Source organism: Haloferax sp. YSSS75, assembly GCF_046764215.1.
Classification (GTDB): Archaea; Halobacteriota; Halobacteria; order Halobacteriales; family Haloferacaceae; genus Haloferax.
On sequence record NZ_CP177206.1, the window covers coordinates 2898786 to 2920551 of the forward strand.

26 protein-coding genes are annotated in these 21766 nt (G+C 62.0%); 13 read left to right on the top strand and 13 right to left on the bottom strand.

The genetic code is table 11. The features are described 5' to 3' along the window. Positions 1-8: 8 nt before the first annotated feature. Complete coding sequence (locus ACK3R5_RS15105) at positions 9-230, bottom strand: hypothetical protein (RefSeq protein ID WP_411964865.1); 222 nt, start codon at positions 228-230, stop codon at positions 9-11. 78 nt (positions 231-308) lie between these two features. Beyond that, on the bottom strand, positions 309-635 hold the full coding sequence (locus ACK3R5_RS15110; RefSeq protein ID WP_411964866.1) for a hypothetical protein: 327 nt from the start codon (positions 633-635) through the stop codon (positions 309-311). Between the two features lie 247 nt (positions 636-882). Between ACK3R5_RS15110 and upp the strand changes: the two genes are divergently transcribed. From upp to ACK3R5_RS15135, 5 genes are all read left to right on the top strand, one after another. Next, positions 883-1563 (top strand): uracil phosphoribosyltransferase, encoded by a 681-nt coding sequence (upp, locus tag ACK3R5_RS15115; RefSeq protein ID WP_411967554.1) that lies wholly within the window; start codon positions 883-885, stop codon positions 1561-1563. A 119-nt stretch (positions 1564-1682) separates the two neighbouring features. Continuing rightward, positions 1683-1883: a hypothetical protein gene (locus ACK3R5_RS15120; RefSeq protein ID WP_411964868.1), complete on the top strand. Its 201-nt coding sequence runs from the start codon at positions 1683-1685 to the stop codon at positions 1881-1883. 522 nt (positions 1884-2405) lie between these two features. Further along, complete coding sequence (locus ACK3R5_RS15125) at positions 2406-3437, top strand: TAXI family TRAP transporter solute-binding subunit (RefSeq protein WP_411964869.1); 1032 nt, start codon at positions 2406-2408, stop codon at positions 3435-3437. Between the two features lie 54 nt (positions 3438-3491). Continuing rightward, positions 3492-3977, top strand: coding sequence for a DUF1850 domain-containing protein (locus tag ACK3R5_RS15130; RefSeq protein WP_411967555.1), 486 nt, complete (start codon positions 3492-3494; stop codon positions 3975-3977). A 2-nt stretch (positions 3978-3979) separates the two neighbouring features. Next, on the top strand, positions 3980-6853 hold the full coding sequence (locus tag ACK3R5_RS15135; protein WP_411967556.1) for a TRAP transporter permease: 2874 nt from the start codon (positions 3980-3982) through the stop codon (positions 6851-6853). Between the two features lie 54 nt (positions 6854-6907). Here ACK3R5_RS15135 and ACK3R5_RS15140 read toward each other — a convergent pair whose 3' ends face one another. Next, positions 6908-7540 carry an IMPACT family protein gene (locus ACK3R5_RS15140; RefSeq protein ID WP_411964872.1) on the bottom strand — a complete coding sequence of 211 codons (633 nt, stop codon included), beginning with the start codon at positions 7538-7540 and terminating at the stop codon, positions 6908-6910. A gap of 292 nt (positions 7541-7832) precedes the next feature. Next, a complete protein-coding gene (locus ACK3R5_RS15145; protein WP_411964873.1) occupies positions 7833-8336 on the bottom strand; it encodes an ACT domain-containing protein in 504 nt (167 codons plus the stop codon). A 163-nt stretch (positions 8337-8499) separates the two neighbouring features. On the opposite strand from ACK3R5_RS15145, the gene ACK3R5_RS15150 reads away from it, so the two are divergent. Further along, positions 8500-9174 carry a hypothetical protein gene (locus ACK3R5_RS15150; RefSeq protein ID WP_411967557.1) on the top strand — a complete coding sequence of 225 codons (675 nt, stop codon included), beginning with the start codon at positions 8500-8502 and terminating at the stop codon, positions 9172-9174. A 7-nt stretch (positions 9175-9181) separates the two neighbouring features. On the opposite strand, the gene hisB is transcribed toward ACK3R5_RS15150, so the two are convergent. The 3 genes from hisB to ACK3R5_RS15165 all read right to left on the bottom strand — a co-directional run bounded on the left by hisB (position 9182) and on the right by ACK3R5_RS15165 (position 10989). Next, on the bottom strand, positions 9182-9775 hold the full coding sequence (hisB, locus tag ACK3R5_RS15155) for an imidazoleglycerol-phosphate dehydratase HisB (RefSeq protein ID WP_411964875.1): 594 nt from the start codon (positions 9773-9775) through the stop codon (positions 9182-9184). Positions 9776-9880: 105 nt separating this feature from the next. Continuing rightward, positions 9881-10375, bottom strand: coding sequence for a hypothetical protein (locus tag ACK3R5_RS15160; protein ID WP_411967558.1), 495 nt, complete (start codon positions 10373-10375; stop codon positions 9881-9883). Continuing rightward, positions 10375-10989, bottom strand: a complete 615-nt coding sequence (locus tag ACK3R5_RS15165) for a hypothetical protein (protein WP_411967559.1) — start codon at positions 10987-10989, stop codon at positions 10375-10377. Before ACK3R5_RS15165 ends, ACK3R5_RS15160 begins: the two co-directional genes overlap by 1 nt. 352 nt (positions 10990-11341) lie before the next feature. Between ACK3R5_RS15165 and ACK3R5_RS15170 the strand changes: the two genes are divergently transcribed. The 5 genes from ACK3R5_RS15170 (at position 11342) to ACK3R5_RS15190 (ending at position 15278) form a co-directional block, all read left to right on the top strand. Further along, positions 11342-12004, top strand: a complete 663-nt coding sequence (locus ACK3R5_RS15170) for a hypothetical protein (protein WP_411967560.1) — start codon at positions 11342-11344, stop codon at positions 12002-12004. Positions 12005-12069: 65 nt separating this feature from the next. After that, complete coding sequence (locus tag ACK3R5_RS15175; RefSeq protein ID WP_411967561.1) at positions 12070-13236, top strand: signal peptidase I; 1167 nt, start codon at positions 12070-12072, stop codon at positions 13234-13236. Positions 13237-13296: 60 nt separating this feature from the next. After that, on the top strand, positions 13297-13611 hold the full coding sequence (locus ACK3R5_RS15180; protein ID WP_411964879.1) for a hypothetical protein: 315 nt from the start codon (positions 13297-13299) through the stop codon (positions 13609-13611). 104 nt (positions 13612-13715) lie between these two features. After that, positions 13716-14954, top strand: a complete 1239-nt coding sequence (locus tag ACK3R5_RS15185) for a DUF5305 domain-containing protein (protein WP_411967562.1) — start codon at positions 13716-13718, stop codon at positions 14952-14954. A 165-nt stretch (positions 14955-15119) separates the two neighbouring features. Further along, entirely contained in the window at positions 15120-15278 is a 159-nt protein-coding gene (locus ACK3R5_RS15190; RefSeq protein ID WP_411964881.1) for a hypothetical protein, read from the top strand. Positions 15279-15412: 134 nt separating this feature from the next. On the opposite strand, the gene hisA is transcribed toward ACK3R5_RS15190, so the two are convergent. Then, positions 15413-16129 (bottom strand): 1-(5-phosphoribosyl)-5-[(5-phosphoribosylamino)methylideneamino]imidazole-4-carboxamide isomerase, encoded by a 717-nt coding sequence (hisA, locus tag ACK3R5_RS15195; RefSeq protein ID WP_411967563.1) that lies wholly within the window; start codon positions 16127-16129, stop codon positions 15413-15415. A 126-nt stretch (positions 16130-16255) separates the two neighbouring features. Between hisA and glmM the strand changes: the two genes are divergently transcribed. Together glmM and ACK3R5_RS15205 are read left to right on the top strand one after the other, a co-directional pair. Beyond that, positions 16256-17620, top strand: a complete 1365-nt coding sequence (gene glmM, locus ACK3R5_RS15200) for a phosphoglucosamine mutase (RefSeq protein ID WP_411967564.1) — start codon at positions 16256-16258, stop codon at positions 17618-17620. Between the two features lie 39 nt (positions 17621-17659). Then, positions 17660-18223, top strand: a complete 564-nt coding sequence (locus tag ACK3R5_RS15205) for a GNAT family N-acetyltransferase (protein WP_411967565.1) — start codon at positions 17660-17662, stop codon at positions 18221-18223. A 29-nt stretch (positions 18224-18252) separates the two neighbouring features. Here ACK3R5_RS15205 and ACK3R5_RS15210 read toward each other — a convergent pair whose 3' ends face one another. The 5 genes from ACK3R5_RS15210 to ACK3R5_RS15230 all read right to left on the bottom strand — a co-directional run bounded on the left by ACK3R5_RS15210 (position 18253) and on the right by ACK3R5_RS15230 (position 21720). Beyond that, a complete protein-coding gene (locus ACK3R5_RS15210; protein ID WP_411964885.1) occupies positions 18253-18498 on the bottom strand; it encodes a hypothetical protein in 246 nt (81 codons plus the stop codon). A gap of 23 nt (positions 18499-18521) precedes the next feature. Beyond that, positions 18522-18887 carry a phosphoribosyl-AMP cyclohydrolase gene (gene hisI, locus ACK3R5_RS15215; protein WP_411964886.1) on the bottom strand — a complete coding sequence of 122 codons (366 nt, stop codon included), beginning with the start codon at positions 18885-18887 and terminating at the stop codon, positions 18522-18524. A gap of 53 nt (positions 18888-18940) precedes the next feature. Further along, positions 18941-19969: a prepilin peptidase gene (locus tag ACK3R5_RS15220; protein WP_411967566.1), complete on the bottom strand. Its 1029-nt coding sequence runs from the start codon at positions 19967-19969 to the stop codon at positions 18941-18943. A gap of 118 nt (positions 19970-20087) precedes the next feature. After that, a complete protein-coding gene (gene fer, locus ACK3R5_RS15225; RefSeq protein WP_411967567.1) occupies positions 20088-20477 on the bottom strand; it encodes a ferredoxin Fer in 390 nt (129 codons plus the stop codon). A gap of 124 nt (positions 20478-20601) precedes the next feature. Next, positions 20602-21720, bottom strand: coding sequence for an anion permease (locus tag ACK3R5_RS15230; RefSeq protein WP_411968668.1), 1119 nt, complete (start codon positions 21718-21720; stop codon positions 20602-20604). Between the last annotated feature and the right edge of the window lie 46 nt (positions 21721-21766).

Here is a 21766-nt window from a genome sequence, read left to right on the forward strand (position 1 = left end):
GAGGGGGTCTAACAGGCGCACCCGGTCGTTCCGGGCGAGCGCTCGAACTCCATCTCGTCTCCGCAGGACGGACAGGACGGCGGCCCCTCACCTTCCACGTCCAAGTCGAGGATTCGTTCCGAGCAATCGTGACACCAGTACCCACCGTTGGATTTCTGGCCGTCTCCGGACCGGTCGGGAGACTGTGTCGAAGCTTTGAGTGTCTCCTTGAGCGTGCTAACGAACCCCATGTTTTTGCGCTCATCGGCACGGTGCTTAAAACCCAGACCGGTTGGTCGGGGGGACTGCACGAGCGTGGGCGCGCCGAATCAGGTGATTCGTGGGATGGCCGGAATCAAGAGCAACACGAGAACCAGGAAGAACGCCAGTGCGGCGTAGCCGAGGTTCTTGAAGCGGACGCTCGCCGGTATCTCGGACCGAAATTCGGGGTCGAAGGCCCAGACGAACCGATAGAACGCAGCACACCCGCATCCGACGGAGACGACGAGCGACGCGACGACGCCCATCGCGATGGGGACACCGAACAGCGTCCCGTAGAGTGGCCCCAACGAGATGACGAACATGAACGCCAGTGAAGCCACGACGATGAACGGGACGGCATCGACGCTCTTTCCGTGTCTATTCCGCAGGTTCATACACTCCTTTACGCGAGACAACGACAAAGATATGCCCCGCGTACTCACGTCGTTGTACTCACTAACATGCATAGCTGTTCGTCGACGTCGACGACCGGTGCCTGTCGGTGATGGGGTGGACAGTCACCGTCCCTCCCGCCTCGTCGCAGTGAGAGACTCTCGCGTTCCACTCGTGAACTACCCGCAGGGGGCCGCTGGCGGCCGATAGCCGCATTTATGTCCTTCGGGAATCCGCTTATTCGGTAAGATGCCCATCGAAGACCGAGACGACGCGTACCTCATCACACACGCGCTGGCGAAGGACACGCTCTCGCGCCTCCGAGACGTCCAGACGGAACAGGTCGCCTTCCGAAAAGGCCTCGTCAAACTCGGCCGCATCTGTGGCTACGAGATTATCGACGGGGCGATGGAGACGGAGTACGTCACCATCCAAACGCCGTTGCAGGAGACGACCGGTGAACGCGTGAAGGGCCTCGACAACGTGGTCATCATCAACGTCCTCCGCGCTGCGACGCCGTTCGTCGAGGGACTCCTGAAGGCGTTCCCGCGTGCGAAGCAAGGTGTCATCTCCGCCGGGCGCGACGAAGAAGCGGGGATGGACGACGACGGTGGGTTCCCCATCACCATCGACTACGTGAAGCTCCCCGAAATCACCGAAGCGGATACGGTCATCGTGGCCGACCCGATGCTCGCCACCGGGTCGACGATGTGTGCCGTCCTCGACCACGTCCTCGAGAACGCGGGCGTCGACCCCGAGAAACTGTTCGTCCTCTCGGCCGTCTCGGCACCCGACGGACTCCTCCGCGTCGCCGACGAGTTCCCGGAAGTCGACCTCTTGACCGTCGCCATCGACGACTACCTCGACGACGACGGCTACATCGTCCCCGGACTCGGCGACGCCGGTGACCGCGCGTTTCGAACCACGTAAGTTCGCACTCGCCACCGACACCACGGGCGTCCGAACCGGAAAACGCGGGTAACGACTAAGTTACCACCCGCGCACCACCGAGTTATGGACGACACTCGAACTCGTGGAAGGTGGTTACGGTGAGCGACCCGTGCGACAGTTGTAGCCAGTCGGTCGAAGACGCGCTCGCGCGGGACGTCCGTCTACAGGTCGACCGGTCGACGGTCGACAACCAGCGACTCTGCCCGACCTGTTTTGCAGAGTGGATAACGCGGTACAAAGAAGAGATGTCGCCGAAGGCGTCGTCGGAGTCGTCCGATTCGGAGATAATCGTCGATTGAGCGGCCGTCTCGTGACGGCGTCCCGGGGCGACGACTCCAACTGGACACGTCCGCCCCGGGTGACAGTGGCATCGGTGAGACGCCGATTCGGTTTCTGACCGCAACCCCTTCCTTTCGGGTCGAAAACCGCTCGACAGCAGTCATCTGTCGTTCGACTGCAGTCGCCTGTCGTTCGACTCGAACGTCCCGAAGTCCACCCCTATTTTTTACTGTGTTACTCGTTCACACACCAGTGGACGGGGAGCGGTCGGCGATGGCCAACCCCCCCGTTTCGGGTCGAACACCGAACGGCAGTACCACAGAACGACGGGGCATGATACACGCGAACCCGACCCGACTCCGCGACCCTCATGGTGATTTGACATTTTCACAACGAATGACTATCATTTGAACTATGGTAACCCACCACGTATTTATAACTATAACTATAAATAATAATTTATGTACCAATATGTGAAAATATACACATTACGGGTGCTGAGATGAACAGGGATATATACTGATTAATACAAATGGTACTGTATGACTCGGAAACTTGACCGCAGAGAGTTTATCGCTGCAACAGGTGCCGTCGGACTCGCTGGCCTCGCTGGCTGTACCGGCGGTGGCGACGGCGAAGAGACGACCACCGAAAGCGGAAACGGTGGCGAAGAGACGACGGAATCCGAAGAGACGACCACCGAAAGCGGAAACGGTGGCGGTGAGACGACCCGACTCTCGTGGCACGCAGGCGGCACGGGTGGGACCTACTTCCCGCTCTCGAACGAGTTCAAGTCCGTCGTCGAGGCGAACACCGACTTCACGCTTCAGGTGCAGTCTACCGGTGCATCCGTCGAGAACGTCGGCAGTCTCGCCCGTGGCGACGCCGACTTCGCACTGATTCAGAACGACGTTGCGTTCTTCGCGAAGAACGGAACTGGCATCGAAGCGTTCCAAGGGAACGCCGTCGAGAACCTCAGTGGTGTCGCCACGCTCTACCCGGAGACCATCCACCTCATCACGCTCGCCGACACCGGCGTCGAGACGCCGTCTGACCTCTCGGGAGCGACCATCAACACCGGTGACCTCGGTTCCGGTACGCAGGTCAACGCCAACCAGATTCTCGAAGCACTCGGTATCACCGACTACGACGAGCAGAACACTGGCTTCTCGCAGGCCTCTGACCAGCTCAAGAACGGCGACATCGACGCCGCATTCGTCGTCGGTGGCTGGCCAGTTGGCGCCATCGAAGAGCTCGCCGCGACCGAAGACGTGGTCGTCGTGCCGATCGAAGGTGACAACCGGCAGGCCGTCAAGGACGCCGCACCGTTCTACGCCGACGACGAAGTCCCGGCAGGAACCTACGGCCTCGAGAGCCCCGCCCCAACCGTCTCGGTCCAGGCGATGATTGCGACCAACGCCGAACAGCCCGACGCGACGGTCGAAGCCGTCTCCGCGGCAATCTTCGACAACGTCGACGACCTGACCATCAAGACGGACTTCATCTCGAAGGAAACCGCACAGGACGGCATGTCCATCGACCTGCATCCCGGCGCTCAGGCTTACTTCGGCTAAGCCACCCAATCGACTCTTAGATTCCGCAGTATACCAACCCAATCACCCCTTTCGATGCTTACTTCGAATCGCACGCGCATCCTCGTCGCAGTTGCGTTGTTAGCGCTCGCCGTCGGGGGAAGTGCCGCTGTTCCTGCTGGGCAAGTTCTCGTCGTGGAAGACGCCGAAACAGGTGAACAGCTACTGACAGCCCCGGTTCAGGAAGATACTACCGTCTCCATCGAGTACAACCATAGCGTCGAGAAGACGCGCGTCCTCGACGAGTACACGGTACGAGATGGTGAACTCGAGATGACGAGAATGGAGTTCGAATCGTACGGGTGGGGGCTCCCAGCCCGTGCTGACGTCCACAAAGAAAACGGTTCGTACGTCTTCGACCCAGAGGGGAGCTGGGAGGAGGTTTACGTCAAACCCGGCCATATCGCTGGCCACAAACTCCACGTGAGTGGAGAGACGTACGACCTCGTGGCACTCTCTGATGCGCGCTCAGTTCGCCTACACCTCACGAATCAGTCGGTCCTCGATGCTGCCCTCCACTGACAATGACGAACAGAACATCCGACGAGGGTCGAAGCGACGACCCCACCGACCGAAGTGTTGCCCCACGGTCCACCCACCCGGGAGGACGCGAAGCCGATTCACCACCGATTCGGACTGACGGTGGGGAGTCACCCGAGGACCGTGAGGCAGAGAGCACAGACGCAGAGACGACTCCAGACGACGTGGACACGGAGGACAAGATATCCGAAGAGGAGGCACAACAGATGCTGGAGGGCATCGACCGAAAGCGGACCGTCACCGGATGGGCCGCGATTATCACTTCCATCATCGCCATCTCCTTCTCGGTGTTCCAGATGTGGTTGGCGGCCCGCGGGTTCGACTTCTCCGCGACGCTCCCACTCGTCGGCGAGGTGTCGCTCGGGTCACTGCAACTCCTGCAGGTGAACTCCGTTCACGTCGCCTTCGCACTCATCCTCGCGTTCATCCTCTTCCCGGCGACGACCGGACACGGGGCGTTTGCCACGCGTCTCGGCCGCGTCGTTCCATCACTCGCATCGAATTTAGGTGAGGACCACCTCGTCACGCGTGCCGCAGACGGCGTTCGGCGAGTCGTCCGATGGCTCGCCGTCGACCCCGAACGCGAGCGCGTGACGCCACTCGACGTTCTCTTCATGGTGTTGGCCGCCGCGACGGCCATGTACATGGTGATGGAGTGGAGCGAGATTCAGCAACTCCGTATCTTCGGCCTCGAAGCAGGTCGTTCGGTCGCGACGTACCTCGGTCCGCTGGGCATCCTCGCCGAGGCAATCAGTGCCTTCGGCATCCCGCTCGCCGACGTGTCGTATCCGTTCTTCCTCGGCATCGTCGGCGTCTTCCTGGTGCTCGAAGCGACGCGACGCTCGCTCGGGTTCTACCTGACGCTCATCGTCGCGTCGTTCATCGTCTACGCCAGATTCGGCTACATCATCTCGCCGTCGACGCCGCTCATCGGCGTCCTCTCCATCCCGCAAGGGACGTGGCCGAACATCATCCAGAACCTCTGGTACAACACGGAAAACGGTGTGTTCGGGATTCCGGTCACCGTCTCCGTGCAGTTCATCTACATCTTCATCCTCTTCGGAGCGTTCCTGGAGATGTCCGGTGCTGGGCAGTGGTTCATCGACCTCGCGTACGCCGCGACGGGGACCCGCAAGGGTGGCCCGGCGAAGGCGTCGATTCTCGCGTCCGGGTTCATGGGAACCATCTCCGGGTCGTCGATTGCGAACACCGTGACGACCGGTGCGTTCACCATCCCGCTGATGAAGCGGTCCGGCTACCGCGCTGAGTTCGCAGGTGCTGTCGAGGCGTCAGCGTCCTCTGGTGGGCAGATTCTCCCGCCCGTCATGGGTGCGGCCGCCTTCCTGATGATAGAGTTCATCGGCGTGCCGTTCTCGGACATCATCATCGCGGCGGCCATCCCTGCCATCGTGTTCTTCTTCGGTGTCTGGGTGATGGTCCACCTCGAAGCGACCCGTGCGAACATCGGTGGTCTCGACCGTTCTGAGGTCGTCGACCTCCGTCACCACCTCACGCGTGGTTGGTTCTACCTCATCCCGATTGCACTGCTCCTGTACTACCTGCTCGTCGAGCGACTGACCGTCGCGCGGTCTGCGTGGTTTACACTCATCGCGATTATGGCACTCCTCGCCGTGGTCGCCGCGTACACCGAACGGACTCGTATCCCCCTCATCGGTGGTATCGTGACGCTCTTCGTCGCACAGGTCGGTGCCTACGCCACCACCGGCGTGGGCCTCCTCGACGCCATCACGGGTGGCAGTGGTGAAGCGCTCGGCATCACGGCCGCGCTACTCGCGGCCGCCGGCGAACTCGGTATCATCGCCATCTTCGTGAGTCTCGGCGTCATGCTCGTCCGACCGGCCCTCGAATCGACGCTGGTCGAGTTCGACGACGCCGTCGACGAGGCGTCCGACAACATCGCCTCGGCACTCTCTCGCCCGTCGCTGTCGGACGTCAACGCGTTCCGGTACGTGACGTTCATCGGGAAGTCGATGGACTCCGGTGCCCGAACCTCGACCGAAGTCGTCGTCGCCGTCGCCGCCGCGGGTATCATCCCCGGCGTCGTCAGCGCGACGGGTCTCGGACCGAACCTGACGGCACTCATCAAGGCAGTCGCAGGCGGGTCTATCGTCCTGCTCCTGCTCTTTACCGCAATCGCCTCTATCATCCTCGGAATGGGGATGCCGACGACGGTGACGTACATTATCCTCGTCTCCCTGCTCGGCCCGGCGATTGCACAGTCTTCGGACATCCCGCTGTTGGCCGCTCACCTGTTCATCCTGTACTTCGGGGTGATTGCAGACATCACACCACCGGTGGCAGTGGCAGCGTATGCCGCGTCTGGTATCGCCCGGTCTGATCCGTTCCAGACCGGGGTCCAGGCGTTCTCGCTGTCACTCAACAAGGCAGTCGTCCCGTTCGCGTTCGCCCTCACACCGGGCATCTTGCTCCTCCGCGGCCGAGGCGAGGCGGCGAGGACGGTCACGTTCGCAGACCTCGCTGACGTCGGGTTCTCGATACCCGAAATCGTCATCCCCGTCACTGGCGTCTTCATCGGCGTCATCGCGCTGGGTGCGACTGTCATCGGCTACTTCTACAGTCGCGTGAGTCGCGCGGAACGCGCCCTCTTCGCCTTCGCAGCGTTCCTGCTCATGGCACCGATGCTCCTGCTGAACGCCGCGTTCGACCTCGGTGGCGCACTCGGACTCGTCGGGACCGTCCCCAACACGGTCACCGTCGACCTCGCGATGCGCGCCGTCGGTGGGGCCATCTTCGGTGCGCTCGCACTGAAGAACCGCCGCGAAGCAGAACAGGGCCGACGCGAGACGCCCGCAGGCGCGCCCGAACCGACCGACTAACGCCGACTCACAGTCGGTCCCTCGCTTACGGCCGACTCACAGTCGGTCCGTCTCTTATTCTATGTCGACACGACCACTCGTCGCACTGCGGAGTCTATCCCTGAGTGCGTCGGCGTCCTCGACGGGGACGCGAACCGAAAACGAGACGTCCTGGTCGTAGTCGGCGTCGAACTCGACGCCGGTGGATTCGAGAATCCCACGGACACTGCCCGAGTCGTCGTATTCGACCGTCGCAGTGAACCGTTCGTGTGGAATCTCTTCGACGATACCGGCGGCGTCGAGCGCCTCTTTGACGGCGCGAGAGTACGCACGAGCGAGGCCACCGACGCCGAGGTTGGTGCCGCCGTAGTAGCGCGTCACGACGACGACGACGTTGCGGACGTCCTGTTGGACGAGGACGTTGAGTGCGGGTTTGCCCGACGACCCGGTTGGTTCGCCGTCGTCGCTCTGGTACTCCCGGAGCATGACGTTTCCACCGCCGGGAACTGCCGACGACGCGTCACCTGCCGGAACGCGGTAGGCGGGGACGTTGTGCGTGGCGTCGGGGTGTCGCTCCTCGATTTCCTCGACGAACGCCTCCGCCGCTTCGACCGACTCTGCGGGCGAGATGTAGCCGATGAACTCCGACCCTTGCACCTCGAAGCGCGCTTCGGCCCGCTTCGCGACGGTACGGTAGGCGTCAGTCATGACTGCGAGTTGGCGTCCCGGCATGCAAAAGGATTCCCACCTCCCCGACGACCAAGCGGGGTCACACCGGCCCGACGACCCGTACTGTCAGGTCACTGCCCGCACGCGTTCGCGTACGAGGTACACCCGTTCTGGATACAGACGCCGCAAAGCGGGCGTGTTCGCGAAACCTGCTCTCCACAACAGAGACAACTGCGGGCGTGGGACATGGTAGAGAGTAGCAGAAATTGACACATGAGTCTTACTGTCAATTGACAGAAAGCCACACGAACTAACAGGTACGAATCGACCGTCAGGCGATGGAGATGCGTCTGATGAACTCGAGGTTCGAGAGGTCGTTGAGCAGGTCACCCGGGATGGGCTGGTCGGTGATGATGTAGAGCTTCGGGTCGTCGGTGAACTCCGGGTCTTCGCTTATCGTCTGACGAATCGAGATGCCGGCGTCGGCGAGTTTCGAGGTGACTGTGGCGACGATACCCGGTTCGTCGGCGTTCGCCACCTCGACGGTGAGCACGGACAGGTCGAGTACCGGCGCGAGGTCCATCAGACTCGGAATCGCAGAGATGTTCTGGAAGATGCGTCGGAGTTCTTCGTCGGCGAGGATTGCGTCCGTCGTCGAGTCGACGACGCGCCTGTCGACGTCTGCTTCGCGTGCGATGCCGGTGTTTGGAATCTCGATACCCCCGGAGACGACCCGTCCCTGGTCGTTCACGGAGAAGCCACGTTCTAAGAGCAGTCGAATGACAGCCTGTTGGCTCGGACTGCCCTCGAACTTCTCCATAATCTCGTCGAACATTCGTCGGTTCGCAAATTTGCGGCCACCCACATTAAGTGGTGTGTCGAGCGTGTGGCGAGACGACAGTCACCCGTCTCGGTGCGTTCGTCGTCGAGCGTTCGTCGAGAGCGCTGTCCTCGGTTCGGCACGAGGGTTTAACCGTCGTGGCGAAGACCCGACGAGCATGCGCGAACTACGCTCGTGTGACTTCTGCGGCACCGACGCCGTCGGTGTCTTCGAGGTACTGCCCCCGGAACTCACCCCGGCGGACGACCAGCGGCGAGTCGTCCTCTGTGACCACTGTCGCGAGACACTGACAGACGTCATCGAGCCACTTCTCACCCGTCTCGGTGTCGACTCCCAAGTCGAAGTCCCGGACGATTCGCCGGCAGAGGCGGGTCTCTCCGCGGCGACGAGCGGGATGGAGTCGGATGGCGATGCCGTGTCGGTGGGCGTCGACTCGATGGACCCCGCACCGACGCCACCCGAACCGGCAGACCACGCGTCACCGGACGACGACCCAACGGACGACACGGCAGACCCACTCGACGACGATGCGGTGCAGGCCGAGGACGGTGACGAAGCAGACGCAGAAACAGAACCACCGGAGGCGTCGGAACCGGACGAACCGACGACTGCTGACGACGAAGACGAGTCCGACACGCCGAGCGAACCGCCTCAGTTCCGAAAAGTCGTCCGAATCCTCCAGAACCGCGAATTCCCGGTCGAACGCGCAGACGTCGAGGCACTGGCGTCGAACGCCTACGATTTAGACGACGAACAGGTCGCAGAAATCTTCGATTACGCAGTCGAGCGTGGCCTCCTCGTGGACGACGACGGGACGCTCAGAAAACCCTGAAACCAGATTACAGCTTTCCTTTCGTACTCGGGGTGTCGGAGCGCCGTGGGTCGACGCGCGTCGCGTCGTCGAGTGCCCGTGCGAGCGCCTTGAACAGCGCTTCGACTTCGTGGTGGGCGTTTTCGCCCTCGACGCCGGCGTGGAGCGTGAGGCCGGCGTTCATCGCCAGCGACAGACAGAAGTGTTCGGCCATGACGCTCGTGAACTCACCGACGGACGGTTGGGAGAAGTCGCCAGTGAAGTCGAAGAATGGGCGACCGGAGACGTCGACGACGACGGACGCGACTGCTTCGTCCAGTGGGACCTTCCGGTCGGCGTAGCGGACGATACCGCGTTTGTCGCCGAGCGCCTCGGTGAACGCCTCACCGAGGACGATAGCCACGTCCTCGACGGTGTGGTGGTCGTCGATGTGCAAGTCGCCGTCACACTGGACCGTCAGGTCGAATAGGCCGTGTTTGGCGAACGCCTCCAACATGTGGTCGAAAAAGCCGATACCGGTCTCGACGGCGGCGTCACCGTCACCGTCGACGGTGAGTGTCACGTCGATAGTCGTCTCAGATGTCTCGCGGGAGACGGCAGCGCTTCTGTCGGCGTCGCTCATGTCGCGTTCGAAGAGGGCCGGGCATATAGGAATTCTCGTCGGTCGTCTCCCCGTGAGAGTCGAGTGTGAGAACTCGTCTACTTCTATTCGACGACGAGCGACTCGTTATTGGCCTCCATCCTCACCCTCGTCGTCTTCATCCTCACCATCCTCGCCTCCGCCGTCTCCATCCTCACCATCCTCGCCCCCGTCGTCGAACGACGAATCGTCGCACGGTACCGGCCGCAGCAGTTCGATACCGACCGATTGGCCCGTGGCCACGACCCCAATCGTCGCATCACAGGACACCCGACCGAATTCGAGTTGTTCGCGCTGGCCGGGTGAGAGCGTAGTCGTATTCGTCGTCGTGACACTCCCGTTCGACAGTTCGACGACCACGTCCAACGTCGGTTCACTCTGGAGGGAATTCGTGAGTTCGACCGTCAGCACTCCCTCGTCGTCTACGTCAGCGACGTACCCGAGGTACGCTTCGTCGTCGGAGACGACAGTGGCGGAGATACCGCGGTCGAGTTCACTGGCGCTGAGGCTCTGCGTTCCGGTGGCCGTCGTCGCCACGACGAACAGGAGGACGACGAAGAGGACGGCCGACCGACGTCGCATCAGTCGTCGACCTCCGGTGGTGGTCCGTCGTTGCCGACGCGCATCGAATAGCGATTGTAGTAGGCGAAGACGGACGACGAAAAGAGAAACGAGATAGCGATGAACTCGGTCCAGGCGACGTCGGAGAACAACGAAAACGGGGCGAGGTCCAACCAGACGGCCGTCGCGAGAACCGTCGCCCCGAGTGAGAGTAAAAAGAAGTAGATACTCCACGGAATCTGTCTCCCCGAGACGGTTTCGAGATAGACGTCGATTTCGCGACCGTATTCGGTGAGTTCGACCGTCCCACCGCGTTTGTCGTAGTGGATGAGTCCCATCTCGTCCATCTTCGGCGCGTGGAACTGGTACAGCGACGTGTGGACGTTCTTCCGGTCGTCGTACGAAAGCGACTGCGGGTCCGACCCCAGTTCCCACGCCGCCACCTGTGTCGAGACGAGCGACAGGTCGACCGGTTCCGTGGAGTCGAGTTGTTTCAGGTGATGGAGGGCGTATCGTCGCCTCCGATTGCTCAGCACCTCGAACACGTCGTCGCGCGTCGGCTCCTCGATAGACTCGACAGTGTCGTTCGATACAGCCTGAAACTCAGCCCCGTTTGTCGATTTGTGGTCGTGCATCGTCGTCGTTATGCCGCTACTCAGAGTCCTGTACCGTTGGTACATGACTGTCCACAGAGACGTGCTTAGTTAGCACCCGCGTAGTGCCCGAAATGAAGGAGTAACGCAACGTTATGACAGTTTACAGTCGTTGAATGACAGTCCTAACGACTGGTCGGAGAGCCTCATGGGTGCGATTTCTCTCTCCTTCTGACCTCATTTCCAGCCCACCACGACTGCCCGTCGGGACAATAGGCTCTCTTCGAGCCAACTGGTGGCTGTCTATTACTACGTGTCAACCCGTTGATGCTGTGAACGACGCGTCACCGGTCGACGACGGCCGGGACGTGGCGACAATGGAGCGAAACAAACTATGAAACGACGCAAATTCATCGTGGGACTCGGGTCCCTCGCGGCAGGTGCGAGCGCAGCAGTGGGGACTGGTGCCTTCTCGAACTTCCAAGGTAGCAGAAGTGCATCCTTCTCGATCGCTGCTGACAACAACGCGTACCTCGGCCTATCGGCACCGAACAGTCTCGAAAATGGCGAACACGCGAAGGTCGGTGCGAACAACGAACTGGTCGTTAACTTCAACAGTGATTCGGATACGGGGGGTAACGGTCTCAACCCTGACGCCGAGACGTGGTTCGATGCGGTCTTCCAAGTGACCAATCAGGGGACCCAACCGATCGACCTCCTCGTGGACGACGACGCTCTCAACTACTCCGACCGAATCGTCTTTTACGTCGACGGGAGCGCGCTACCCGACGGCAACACCGACTCGACCGGCGGTCTCTACGCGATAGAAGGATACCCGGGAACTGCCGAAGGTTCCGACACCGCCGACGACGACAAAGAAGCAGACGAGACGACCGACAATGGTCAGGACTACTGGGTTGGGTACGCGAATCCCAAAATCGGAGTCGGAGACTCGATTTCGGTCGGCATCTACGTCGACACGAGGGGTATGAACACCGTCGGGACGATGACCACCGGAGACGTGGTCATCAGAGCGAGCGAGAACCTCAACCAGTAAGTCGGCTGGTTGACCGGTCTTCAGGCACTATCTTACTATTTTCAACGAAGTGAAAGAGACGACTAATGAGTACCGCTCGAACCACTGCGACAAGTGTTCTCGAAGTTCTGCTCGTGTGTTTCGTCTTGGTACTCGTCGCTGGGCAGTTACTCGGCCAACCAGTCCTGATTGGATTCGTGACGACGGGAAGTATGCAATCGACACTGAATCCGGGTGATGGGTTCGTCGCAGTGCCTCAGGCGCTCGCTGGACCGGTCGAGGCGGGGGACGTCGTCGTCTTTCGGGCGGAAGAGCTACACGGTGGTGGGCTGACGACCCACCGCGTCGTCGAACAGACCGAACACGGATACATCACGAAAGGAGACAACAATCCATTTAGTGACCAAGACGGGGTCGAACCCCCCGTCAAACAGCCCCAAATCGTCGCACAAGCTCTCCAGATTGACGGACAGGTGGTAGTCCTCCCTCACCTCGGAGACGTCGTCGTCGCCGTGCAAGGTGGGATACAACTGGTCCAGAGACGAGCTGCGATTCTCCTTGGAACGAAATCACTCCTCGGTCCGACAGGCTTCTCGTATCTCCTTTTGGTCGGGTCAGTCGTCTACTATCTAGTGAGTAAATCGCGTGAGGGGAATTCTAGGCAAAGAGAAGACCGACTACACGACAGACAGGAATCGAGCGTCGACGCGAAATACATTGTTGGTCTGTTCACGTTGATTCTCATCGTCGGCCTCACCCTCCCCATGGCTGTTCCTTCGGGTGCACAACAGTACGGCGTCGTAAGTTCAGACTTCACTTCGGATCGTCCCAACGTCATTCCAATTGGTCAATCGAAGACACACGAGAGACCTGTCGTAAATACAGGAACCCTCCCGGTCGTCGTCTTCTACTCCGAAGCGAGCGACGGTATCGAGGTCCATCCCAGACAGTTCACCCTCGTGGCCAACGAGCAGAAGCATATCAGAGTCACCCTGTACGCTGAGGACGAAACCGGATATTACCGTCGCTACCTCACCGAACACCGCTACCTCGCCATCCTCCCGACTCCACTCATCCAATCGCTCTACACCGTCCACCCGTGGCTTCCCATCGTCGTCATCGACGCCCTCATCGGTATCCCGTTCTACCTCTTCGGTATCACGCTCCTCGGGAAGGGGCGCATCCGTAAGCGCTCCAAGAACCGAGGACTCCCACTCACCACACGCATCCGACGACTGCTAAGAGCCCGATAGCAGTGCTTGCGCTCCATTAGCCGCCAACTTATCAAGAGCGAGTGCTGCGATTGACCAGTCATGCGCAGCGTTGCACACCTTCCCCGTCGTCCAGTCAGACAGACGGACATCCAGCAACTCAACGAGAGTGGCCTCCACGTCGTCCCCTACGGCGGCGTCGAAGAAGACGGCGAGATGCGAATCTATGCGGTCAAACTCGCCACCGACTCGACAGCACACGCACTCGGATTCGACGAGTCGGCGCGGACGTGGCAGCAGATATCCACCGTCGAGGCCGCGAACCTCACCGAGACAGAGCAGTATCTCGACGAGGCACTCGACGAGTGGGTGCTCGCACAGTACGGCGACCGGTTTCAGGTCATGAAATCCGTCTGAACGCCGGTCACAACCCACCGACAGGGCATTAATCCCGGCTGAAGTCACGACATCCGAAATTAGTCGATGCGTTACTAATCTGACGAGAAATCAATTGCCATCAGATGGCAGACTGGACGATACGCGTGCGGGGGGTGGTCGCCACCTATTTCGCCGTCGTAGTCGCGGTGCTCGTGGTGTTGGCACTGGCGAGCGGGTTCGCCGCGTACTCAACGTACGCGAATCCGGGGACACACACCGAAGAGCGGCAGGGACCGTCGTGGGAGACCACCGCGAACTTCGACCACTCGGCGACCGTCTCGGAACCGAACCGTGTCTACTACGTGGGCACGACACTGGAGAATCGGTCGGCGTACTTCAGCGCAATCTCTCCGGTACTCGACGGGGCGTTCACCTACGGCTACACCGCGAGCGAGAGCGGTGCCCTCGTCGTCGACACCGAGTCCGAACTCGTCTTGCGGTCGGTGAAACGCGACCGAAACGACGAAATCGAGACGCGCTACTGGCAGATGAGTCGGGACCTGGCGGACCCCGACGCTACGCACCTCGCACCGGGCGAGTCGGTCACCGCTCCCTTCTCGTTCAACGCGAGTGCCCTCACCAACCAGAGCACCAAGATATCCGAGGAACTCGGCGGGTCGGTCGGTACCACCGAGGCCTTCGTCCGGGTGACCGTCGACGTGTCGGGGACCGTCAACGGCGATGCAGTCGACAGAACAGAGGTGTACACGCTCCCGGTCGGTGTGGGTGACGTCTACACCGTGAGCAACCCGGGAACGGTGACGGAAGCACACACTGCGACCGAACAGGTCGTCGTTCCGAACGACCCCGACCCGCTGACCGGCGTCGGGTCGTCGTCACTGTTCGTCCTCTCGCTCGCCGCACTCGGTCTGGTGGTCTCGAAGAAGCGAGACGGGACACTCGAACCGACGACGACAGAGCGCGAATATCTCACCTACCGAGAGGCACGCACGGAGTTCGACGAGTGGATAAACCGTATCGAACTTCCGTCGTCCGCGTTCGACCTCCCGATGGCCCACGCGGCGTCACTCGGTGACCTCGTCGATTTCGCCATCGACACGAACAACAGCGTCCTCGAAGACCCGAACGACGGGACGTACTACGTGATACACGGCGACTACCTGTACTACTACGACCCACCGACCGAGGACCCCGACGTGGACGCACACGACGGGTCGGCCGACGGAACGACCCAATCGGCAGCGGCCGATTCGGGGGTGCTTCCACGCTCACTCTCGGACCTCCTCGACGGCCCGGACCCGACGAGTGAGACGGCGTCGGCACGCGGGTCACCACCGAGCGGTGAAGACGTCAATGAGTGAGTAGCGACGTCGGTGAACGAGTAGCGACGTCGGTGAACGAGTAGAGAGGCCGGTGCGTGGTGAAACCGTCATTCGGGGCGTCGTGGCTGCTGTTATCAACGTTGTGGCCGGTGTCAGACGTCTGTCTGCCGGGAAATTCATATCTTCAGACGGATATCGTGGTGTATGCATCGCAAGGGAGCGCTGGTGGCTGGATACACCATCTGCGTCGGGGGACTCCTGTTGACTGCACAGTCGGAGATGGCCGTCGCACTCGGCTTAGTGCTCGTCGCACTGGCGGTGGGCGCGACAGCAGTCTCCGAAGGCACAGGAAGCGACAGATAACGGAACGCGGGTGGTACACAGTATCACCACCGACCGCTCGTCACGACGACCAGTGGGGCGGACAGTGGTGCGTCCGAAACGGGACGTCATCACGGTCAGTGTGTTCGCTCTCGCGACACTCGTGAGACGCCGCCTCAGGCGTCCATCGCGTCTTCGAGCGTGAACCGCCCTTCGTAGAGCGCGGTGCCGACGACAGTCGCGGCAGCGCCCGCGTCCCGGAGCGCGACGATATCGTCGAGTGAGGCGACGCCGCCGGAGGCGACGACTGGGATATCGACGGCATCGACGACCCGGGATGTGGTTTCGAGATGGACGCCTTCGAGTTGGCCCTCGACGTCGACGTCCGTGAACAGAATCGCCGCCGCACCGAGTTCTTCGTATCGTGACGCCGCTTCGGCAGGGTCGAGACCGGTTCCCTCGGTCCACCCGGAGACGACGACTTCGCCGTCTTTCGCGTCGAGGCTCACCATCACGCCGTCGGGGTAGTCCGCGGCGAGTTCGGCGACGATGTCCGGGTTCTCGACGGCGGCAGTTCCGAGGATGACCCGGTCGACGCCACGTTCGAGAAGGTCACGAGCACCGTCGGCGGTGCGGATGCCGCCGCCGAGTTGGACCGGGACGTCGACTGCGTCGAGGACGGCATCGACCGCCGGCGCGTTCTTTCGCTCGCCCTCGAACGCACCGTCGAGGTCAACGAGGTGAAGCGTCTTCGCACCGGCATCGACCCATCGCTGAGCGGCCTCGACAGGGTCGCCGTAGGTCTTCTCGGTGCCGCGTTCACCCTGCACGAGTTGGACGACTTCGCCGTCTTGCATGTCGACGGCGGGAACGACTTCGAACTCCGGGAACATACGCCATCGTGGGCGAGCGACCGGCCTAAACGCACCGAATCCGGCGACGGAAGTGGGAACGTATTCCGTAACTCGTGAAACAACAGTTCGGAACGGCTTTGTCTCGCCGGGATACAGACATACTCAATGAAACTCTTCGGTTCCAGCGGGACACGTGGTGTGGTCGGTGAGAGCCTCACCCCGGAGTTCGTCCTCCGCGTCGCCAAGGCCGCCGGAACGGTCTGGACGGGCGACCGTGTCGCCGTCGCCCGCGATACACGAACCACAGGAGAGATGTTCGTCAATGCTGCAGCGTCCGGTCTCGCGAGCGTCGGCGTCGACGTCGATGACCTCGGCGTGGTGCCGACGCCTGCTGCCGTTCGCTACTGTGAGAACCAGTCGATTCCGGGAGTGGTCATCACCGCTTCGCACAACCCACCCGAGTTCAACGGCGTCAAACTCGTCGGCGACGACGGTATCGAACTCTCTGTCGAAGAGTTAGAGCGCATCGAAGACCACATCCTGACCGAAGAGTTCGACGTGGCACCGTGGGACGAAGTCGGCAGTTGTCGGTCGGTCGGGACGGTCAACGACGACTATCGCGAGGAACTGCTCGCGAACGTGGACCGCGAGGCAATCGCGGCGGCGAACCTCACCGTCGCCCTCGACCCCGGCCACGGTGCTGGGTCGCTCGTCACACCCGACTTCCTGCGCGAACTCGGCTGTGAGGTCCGTACCGTCAACGCCCAACCGGACGGCCACTTCCCCGGACGGCAGTCCGAACCGGTCCCGGAGAACCTCGGTGACCTCGAACGACTCGTCCGCGCGACGGACGCCGACGTGGGTATCGCCCACGACGGCGACGCAGACCGGGCCATCTTCGTCGACGAACACGGCCAGACTATCTCCGGCGAAGCGTCGTTAGCCGCGCTCGCCGCCGCGTTCCTCGAACCGGGCGACTTCGCCGTCTCCGCGGTGAACGTCTCCCAACGACTCGTCGACGTCTGTGACGACGTCGGTGCAGAACTCGAACTGACACCCATCGGGGCGACGAATCTCATCACGCGCATCCGCGAACTCTGGCGCGCAGGCGAGAACGTCCCCATCGCCGGCGAGGGCAACGGCGGCATCTTCTTCCCGAACTACCGCCTCGTCCGCGACGGTGCCTACATCGCCGCGAAGTTCCTCGAACTCGTCGCCGAACGCCCCGCGAGCGACATCGTCGCGCCGTATCAAGACTACTACAACGTCCGTATCAACATCGAGTACGACGACGAAGCGGAGTTGACGGCCATGCTCAACGCCGCCGACGAGTACGCCGCCGCGTCGGATGCCACCCCGAATACGACCGACGGCTATCGTCTCGACTACGGCGACGCGTGGGTCCTCGTCCGCCCATCGGGGACCGAACCGAAGGTCCGCATCTACGCCGAGGCCCACGAGGAAGCGCGAGCGACGGAACTCGCAGAAGACGCCGAGTCCGCACTGCGAACCGCAGTCGACGACCTGTAACTGGCGGAGTATTTTCACTCGGGAGACCGAGATTCGTCTATGGAACGTTCCATCACGGTCAGGCCACCGCAGTCAGTCGCCGAGATGCGAGGTGTCTGGCAGGTGAACGTTCGCTGTTGGGTCGAAGCGTACGACCACATCCTCCCTGACGACGCCCTCCCGGACTCGGACGACACCCCCGACGACGACACACTTCGCCAGCGATTCGAGTACGCGAACATGCTCGACGAAACCGACTTGGGGAGATACGTCGTCGCCGTCGACGAATCGACACCGGGTGACGAGACTGGTGTCGTCGGGTTCGCGGCGACTCGCTGGGGTGACGAGACGAAGTCGTTCGTCGATGACGACGACGCCGGACTGTGGGTCATCTACGTGGACCCCGCTCGGTGGGGCGAGGGAATCGGGTCCGTACTCCTCGACGACGTCACCTCGGCAGTCCCATCCCGGTACGACCACCTCGTCTTGGAGACGTTCGCGGACAACCATGCGGCACAGCAGTTCTATCGCACGAAGGGGTTCGAGGTAGTCGAACAGACCGAGACGGACGTCGGTGGCGACACGTATCCCGCGGTCATCATGGCGCGTTCGCTCGGAGAGTAGCCCGTCCGGTCACGGCCGAACCCGGCCGTTCAGAGACTAATCGCCGCGAAGACCAGTGCGAGCGCACCGAAGACGAGTAACATGAACCCGCGTTCGAGGTCGTCGCCGTCTATCGCGTCGTCCGGCGGGTCCTCCCGCGTCGGGTCGAGGACGAACTCTGGGTCGTCCGAGCGAGCGACACGACGGGCGGCAGCGGCGCTCTTGAGGAGTCGAGCACCGAGTGCGAAACAGCCGAGCCCGACGGCGGCGGCCACGACGGTGATTCCGTTTACCATTGCTGTGTGCTGCTTCCAGTCGGTTAGTCGTCGTAGACGGCGTCGGGGTCGAAGACGCGTTCACCGACGTTCTCGCCGTCGAGAGTCCGATAGAAACACGACCGGTGACCGGTGTGGCACGCGCCGACGTTCTGGTCGACGAGATAGAGGAGGGTGTCGGCGTCGCAGTCGACGCGAACCTCGCGAACCTCCTGTGTGTGCCCACTCGACGCACCCTTCTCCCACAGTTCGTCTCGACTCCGCGAGTAGTAGTGTGCGCGTCCCGTCTCGACGGTTCGTTCGAGCGCTTCCGGCGAGACGTACGCCAGCATGAGCACCTCCCCGGAGTCGGCGTCCTGTGCGACTGCGGGAACCAGTCCGTCGTCGCCGAAATCGACCTCGATAGTCATGATTCGGGCCACGAGGTCACGAGAGTTATCTCTTGTGCGTCGTGGACGTGGCCTCAGGCGATTCCGAGCGCACCGAGGATGCCGAAGAGGATGTCGCCGTAGACGAACGCGACGACGAGACCGGCGAACATCGGGACGATGAACGGGATGCCCGGTGAAATCCAGACGGACTCGCGCGTCGTCACGAGTTCGAGGCCTCCGCGGAGTTTCTCGGGCGTCGTCCCGTACGCCGACCCGTCGATAGCGTCCATGAACTCGGCCGCACCCCACGGGTCGTCGAAGTCGTTGTCGGGGGCGAGGTCAGAATCTTCGTCGGTGTCGTTCGACATCGACTCGCCGGGTTCGGTGACGCCACCGTCGGTGCTCACGTCGCGGTGGACCGCGCCATCGGTCGGGTCGAACGTCTCCTCGATGTGCTCGGGATTGCGGAACGTCTCGGGATTCTCGCGGACGTCGGCCAGCGTGACGCCGCGCCAGCGGAGGTACATCCGAAGCGCGTCGAGGTCTAACCCGTTTCTCGTGATGCCGTCGGGCGATTCGAAGAGACGGCCGTGGGTGGTCGAAAGCGACGGGACGGAGACGCGCCGGCCGACGAACGAAATCGGCACCTCGAACTCACCAGCGGCGAGGTTGCGAGCGGCCAGCAACAGCGGGTACGCGAGTCCGAGGATGACGGTGTTCGTCAGGATGGTCATCGAGAAGACGCCGAGTCGCGTCTGCGACAGGGGGAGTGTGACCCCGCCGAGGGTGTAACTCGGGAACGTCGGCAAGAGGATGGCGAACACCATCAGTGCCTTGGCGTCGGCACCACCGAATCCACCGAGTCGCCAGAACAGGTACGAAAGCGGGACGACGAAGAAGACACTCACACCGACGCGAATGAGGTAGAGGCGGTCGAACACCGTCTCTACCGGGAGGTGGCCGAGGAGTTCCCACACGAGCAAGACGAGTCCCAGCGCCGCCAGCGGATACCAGACGACGTTGGGGACGCGTCGTGTGCGGATGTCCCGCCACGCAGTCCACGCGAGGACGGGCACGACGACCAGTCGCAAGAGGTCGGGGAGCGTGCCGATACCGAACATACCGGCAGACTGGGGGCAGGGGAGTTAGGTGTTCGGGAAGGTTCTCAGAGACGATAGTGGCGATAGCTGGTGCTGCCGCTCACCGGTCGGCGTCAAAAGAAAATACTGAGTTGGCGTCTTAGATGACGCGGTTCTGCAGGTAGTCGAGGTGCTTCGCGTTGTAGACGATTTTGACCTCGTCAGCCGTGGGCGAACCGATGCAAGTCAGACGGACGTTCTTGTCGTTGACTTCCTCGTCGGAGAGGATCTGCTGCATGTCCATCTCGATGTCGCCTTCCTTGACGATGGCAGCACAGTTCGCACAGGCACCTGCGCGGCAGCTGAAGGGCCAGTCGTAGCCCTGCGCCTCGGCGGCTTCCAGGATGTACTCGCCCTGGTTGACTTCCATCTCGCCAAAGTCTTCACCGTCGAGACCGGCGTCAGCGGCCTTGTCGAAGAGGTCGTCGTCGTCGAGGTCCCAGCCCTGGTCGTCAACAGCTTCGTAGTTAAGGTAGGTTACCGTGGGCATCAACAAGCGGTTCGGAGGCCACACCATTAGACTTTGCTGTTCCGTGCGGTGAAAAACCGGCCAGCATAGTGGGGTTGTCGACGGTGGATACCGTCAAATGAGGGGTCGCAGTGGGTCGGTGGGCTCAGAAGACGCTCGAAGAGAACAGCGCGTACGAGGCGATGGCCGACAGCGAGGGCGTGAGCATCCAGAAGAAGATGACACGGCCGGTGGTTCCGGGGTCGAACAGGTCGTGGGCAGCGAGTTTGTTCGGTTCTTCTTCGCCCATCTTCGGGACTTCGTCTTCCCGTTCTGCGGCGAGTGCGTTGACCGACACCTGTGGCGTCTCGCCGCCGAGTGCCTCCCCGAGTGTGACGGTCCGGGTCGCACGCCCCCATCCGAGGCCGACGATACACATCGTCGCGCTCACGGCGAGACTCGCCGGGATGCCGATTGCCGAGAGAAAGGAGATGAGTGACGCGCTCACGGTTTCGACGATGAGCGCCGCGAGGATGGGCAGTTCCGTCAGGTCGTTGCCGACGGTGTCGAGCGTCCGGCGGGCGATGGTAAACGCACCGAGACCGATTGCCCCGCCAGCGATGAGGATGCCGGTGTTCATCGCGATTGCACCGTTGCCGACGAGCGGAGCGACGGCGTTCGCGACGTTCGACGCACCGGCGGAAAACGCCATGTAACAGGCGACGACGACGACCAGAATCGTGCTCCCGAACTCACGATACGTGGTGTTCGGCCCGAGTCCGACGTTGGGAATCAGGCCGCTCCGGTCGACTTCGACGAGTGGACCGGGGCTCTGGTCGAGTTTGAGCCACGCGTCGAGATACGGATAGACGTAGCGGCCGATGACCGCGCAAATCCAGAAGGCGATGACCGGCGCGACGATCCACCACGAGATGATTTCGAGCATCACGTCGGAGTTGAGAGAGCCACGAGCGAGGCCGAGGCCAGCGATTGCGCCGACGGCGGTCATCGACGTCGACGCGGGGACGCCGAACGTGTTCGAGACCAACAGCGCCAACCCGACGAAGAACAGGACGGCGACACTCGCAGCGAGCGTGAACTCACTCTGCGGGACGATTTCGCCACCCATCTTGGCGACGACTTCCCGCCCAATCGTCCACCCACCGAGAAGGGCGAACCCCGTCATCAACGCCGCTGCAGTGAGTTTTCCGAGCACGTTGCTCCCGACGGCCGGGCCAAACGCGACACCGGTCGACGACCCACCGATGTTGAACCCGACAAACACTGCCACCAGGAGTCCAACGAAGAGGAGTGTTTGTACCACGCAGTCT

Excerpts from the sequence above, each read along its gene's own strand:
- ACK3R5_RS15130 (WP_411967555.1), top strand. The coding sequence starts at position 3,492 with ATGCTTACTTCGAATCGCACGCGCATCCTCGTCGCAGTTGCGTTGTTA.
- ACK3R5_RS15125 (WP_411964869.1), top strand. The coding sequence starts at position 2,406 with ATGACTCGGAAACTTGACCGCAGAGAGTTTATCGCTGCAACAGGTGCC.
- ACK3R5_RS15160 (WP_411967558.1), bottom strand. The coding sequence starts at position 10,375 with ATGCGACGTCGGTCGGCCGTCCTCTTCGTCGTCCTCCTGTTCGTCGTG.
- fer (WP_411967567.1), bottom strand. The coding sequence starts at position 20,477 with ATGCCCACGGTAACCTACCTTAACTACGAAGCTGTTGACGACCAGGGC.
- ACK3R5_RS15185 (WP_411967562.1), top strand. The coding sequence starts at position 13,716 with ATGGCAGACTGGACGATACGCGTGCGGGGGGTGGTCGCCACCTATTTC.
- ACK3R5_RS15180 (WP_411964879.1), top strand. The coding sequence starts at position 13,297 with ATGCGCAGCGTTGCACACCTTCCCCGTCGTCCAGTCAGACAGACGGAC.
- upp (WP_411967554.1), top strand. The coding sequence starts at position 883 with ATGCCCATCGAAGACCGAGACGACGCGTACCTCATCACACACGCGCTG.
- ACK3R5_RS15145 (WP_411964873.1), bottom strand. The coding sequence starts at position 8,336 with ATGTTCGACGAGATTATGGAGAAGTTCGAGGGCAGTCCGAGCCAACAG.
- hisI (WP_411964886.1), bottom strand. The coding sequence starts at position 18,887 with ATGACTATCGAGGTCGATTTCGGCGACGACGGACTGGTTCCCGCAGTC.
- ACK3R5_RS15110 (WP_411964866.1), bottom strand. The coding sequence starts at position 635 with ATGAACCTGCGGAATAGACACGGAAAGAGCGTCGATGCCGTCCCGTTC.
- ACK3R5_RS15150 (WP_411967557.1), top strand. The coding sequence starts at position 8,500 with ATGCGCGAACTACGCTCGTGTGACTTCTGCGGCACCGACGCCGTCGGT.
- ACK3R5_RS15205 (WP_411967565.1), top strand. The coding sequence starts at position 17,660 with ATGGAACGTTCCATCACGGTCAGGCCACCGCAGTCAGTCGCCGAGATG.
- hisB (WP_411964875.1), bottom strand. The coding sequence starts at position 9,775 with ATGAGCGACGCCGACAGAAGCGCTGCCGTCTCCCGCGAGACATCTGAG.
- ACK3R5_RS15210 (WP_411964885.1), bottom strand. The coding sequence starts at position 18,498 with ATGGTAAACGGAATCACCGTCGTGGCCGCCGCCGTCGGGCTCGGCTGT.
- ACK3R5_RS15140 (WP_411964872.1), bottom strand. The coding sequence starts at position 7,540 with ATGACTGACGCCTACCGTACCGTCGCGAAGCGGGCCGAAGCGCGCTTC.
- ACK3R5_RS15175 (WP_411967561.1), top strand. The coding sequence starts at position 12,070 with ATGAGTACCGCTCGAACCACTGCGACAAGTGTTCTCGAAGTTCTGCTC.
- ACK3R5_RS15105 (WP_411964865.1), bottom strand. The coding sequence starts at position 230 with ATGGGGTTCGTTAGCACGCTCAAGGAGACACTCAAAGCTTCGACACAG.
- ACK3R5_RS15190 (WP_411964881.1), top strand. The coding sequence starts at position 15,120 with ATGCATCGCAAGGGAGCGCTGGTGGCTGGATACACCATCTGCGTCGGG.
- ACK3R5_RS15170 (WP_411967560.1), top strand. The coding sequence starts at position 11,342 with ATGAAACGACGCAAATTCATCGTGGGACTCGGGTCCCTCGCGGCAGGT.
- ACK3R5_RS15165 (WP_411967559.1), bottom strand. The coding sequence starts at position 10,989 with ATGCACGACCACAAATCGACAAACGGGGCTGAGTTTCAGGCTGTATCG.
- ACK3R5_RS15220 (WP_411967566.1), bottom strand. The coding sequence starts at position 19,969 with ATGTTCGGTATCGGCACGCTCCCCGACCTCTTGCGACTGGTCGTCGTG.
- hisA (WP_411967563.1), bottom strand. The coding sequence starts at position 16,129 with ATGTTCCCGGAGTTCGAAGTCGTTCCCGCCGTCGACATGCAAGACGGC.
- ACK3R5_RS15135 (WP_411967556.1), top strand. The coding sequence starts at position 3,980 with ATGACGAACAGAACATCCGACGAGGGTCGAAGCGACGACCCCACCGAC.
- glmM (WP_411967564.1), top strand. The coding sequence starts at position 16,256 with ATGAAACTCTTCGGTTCCAGCGGGACACGTGGTGTGGTCGGTGAGAGC.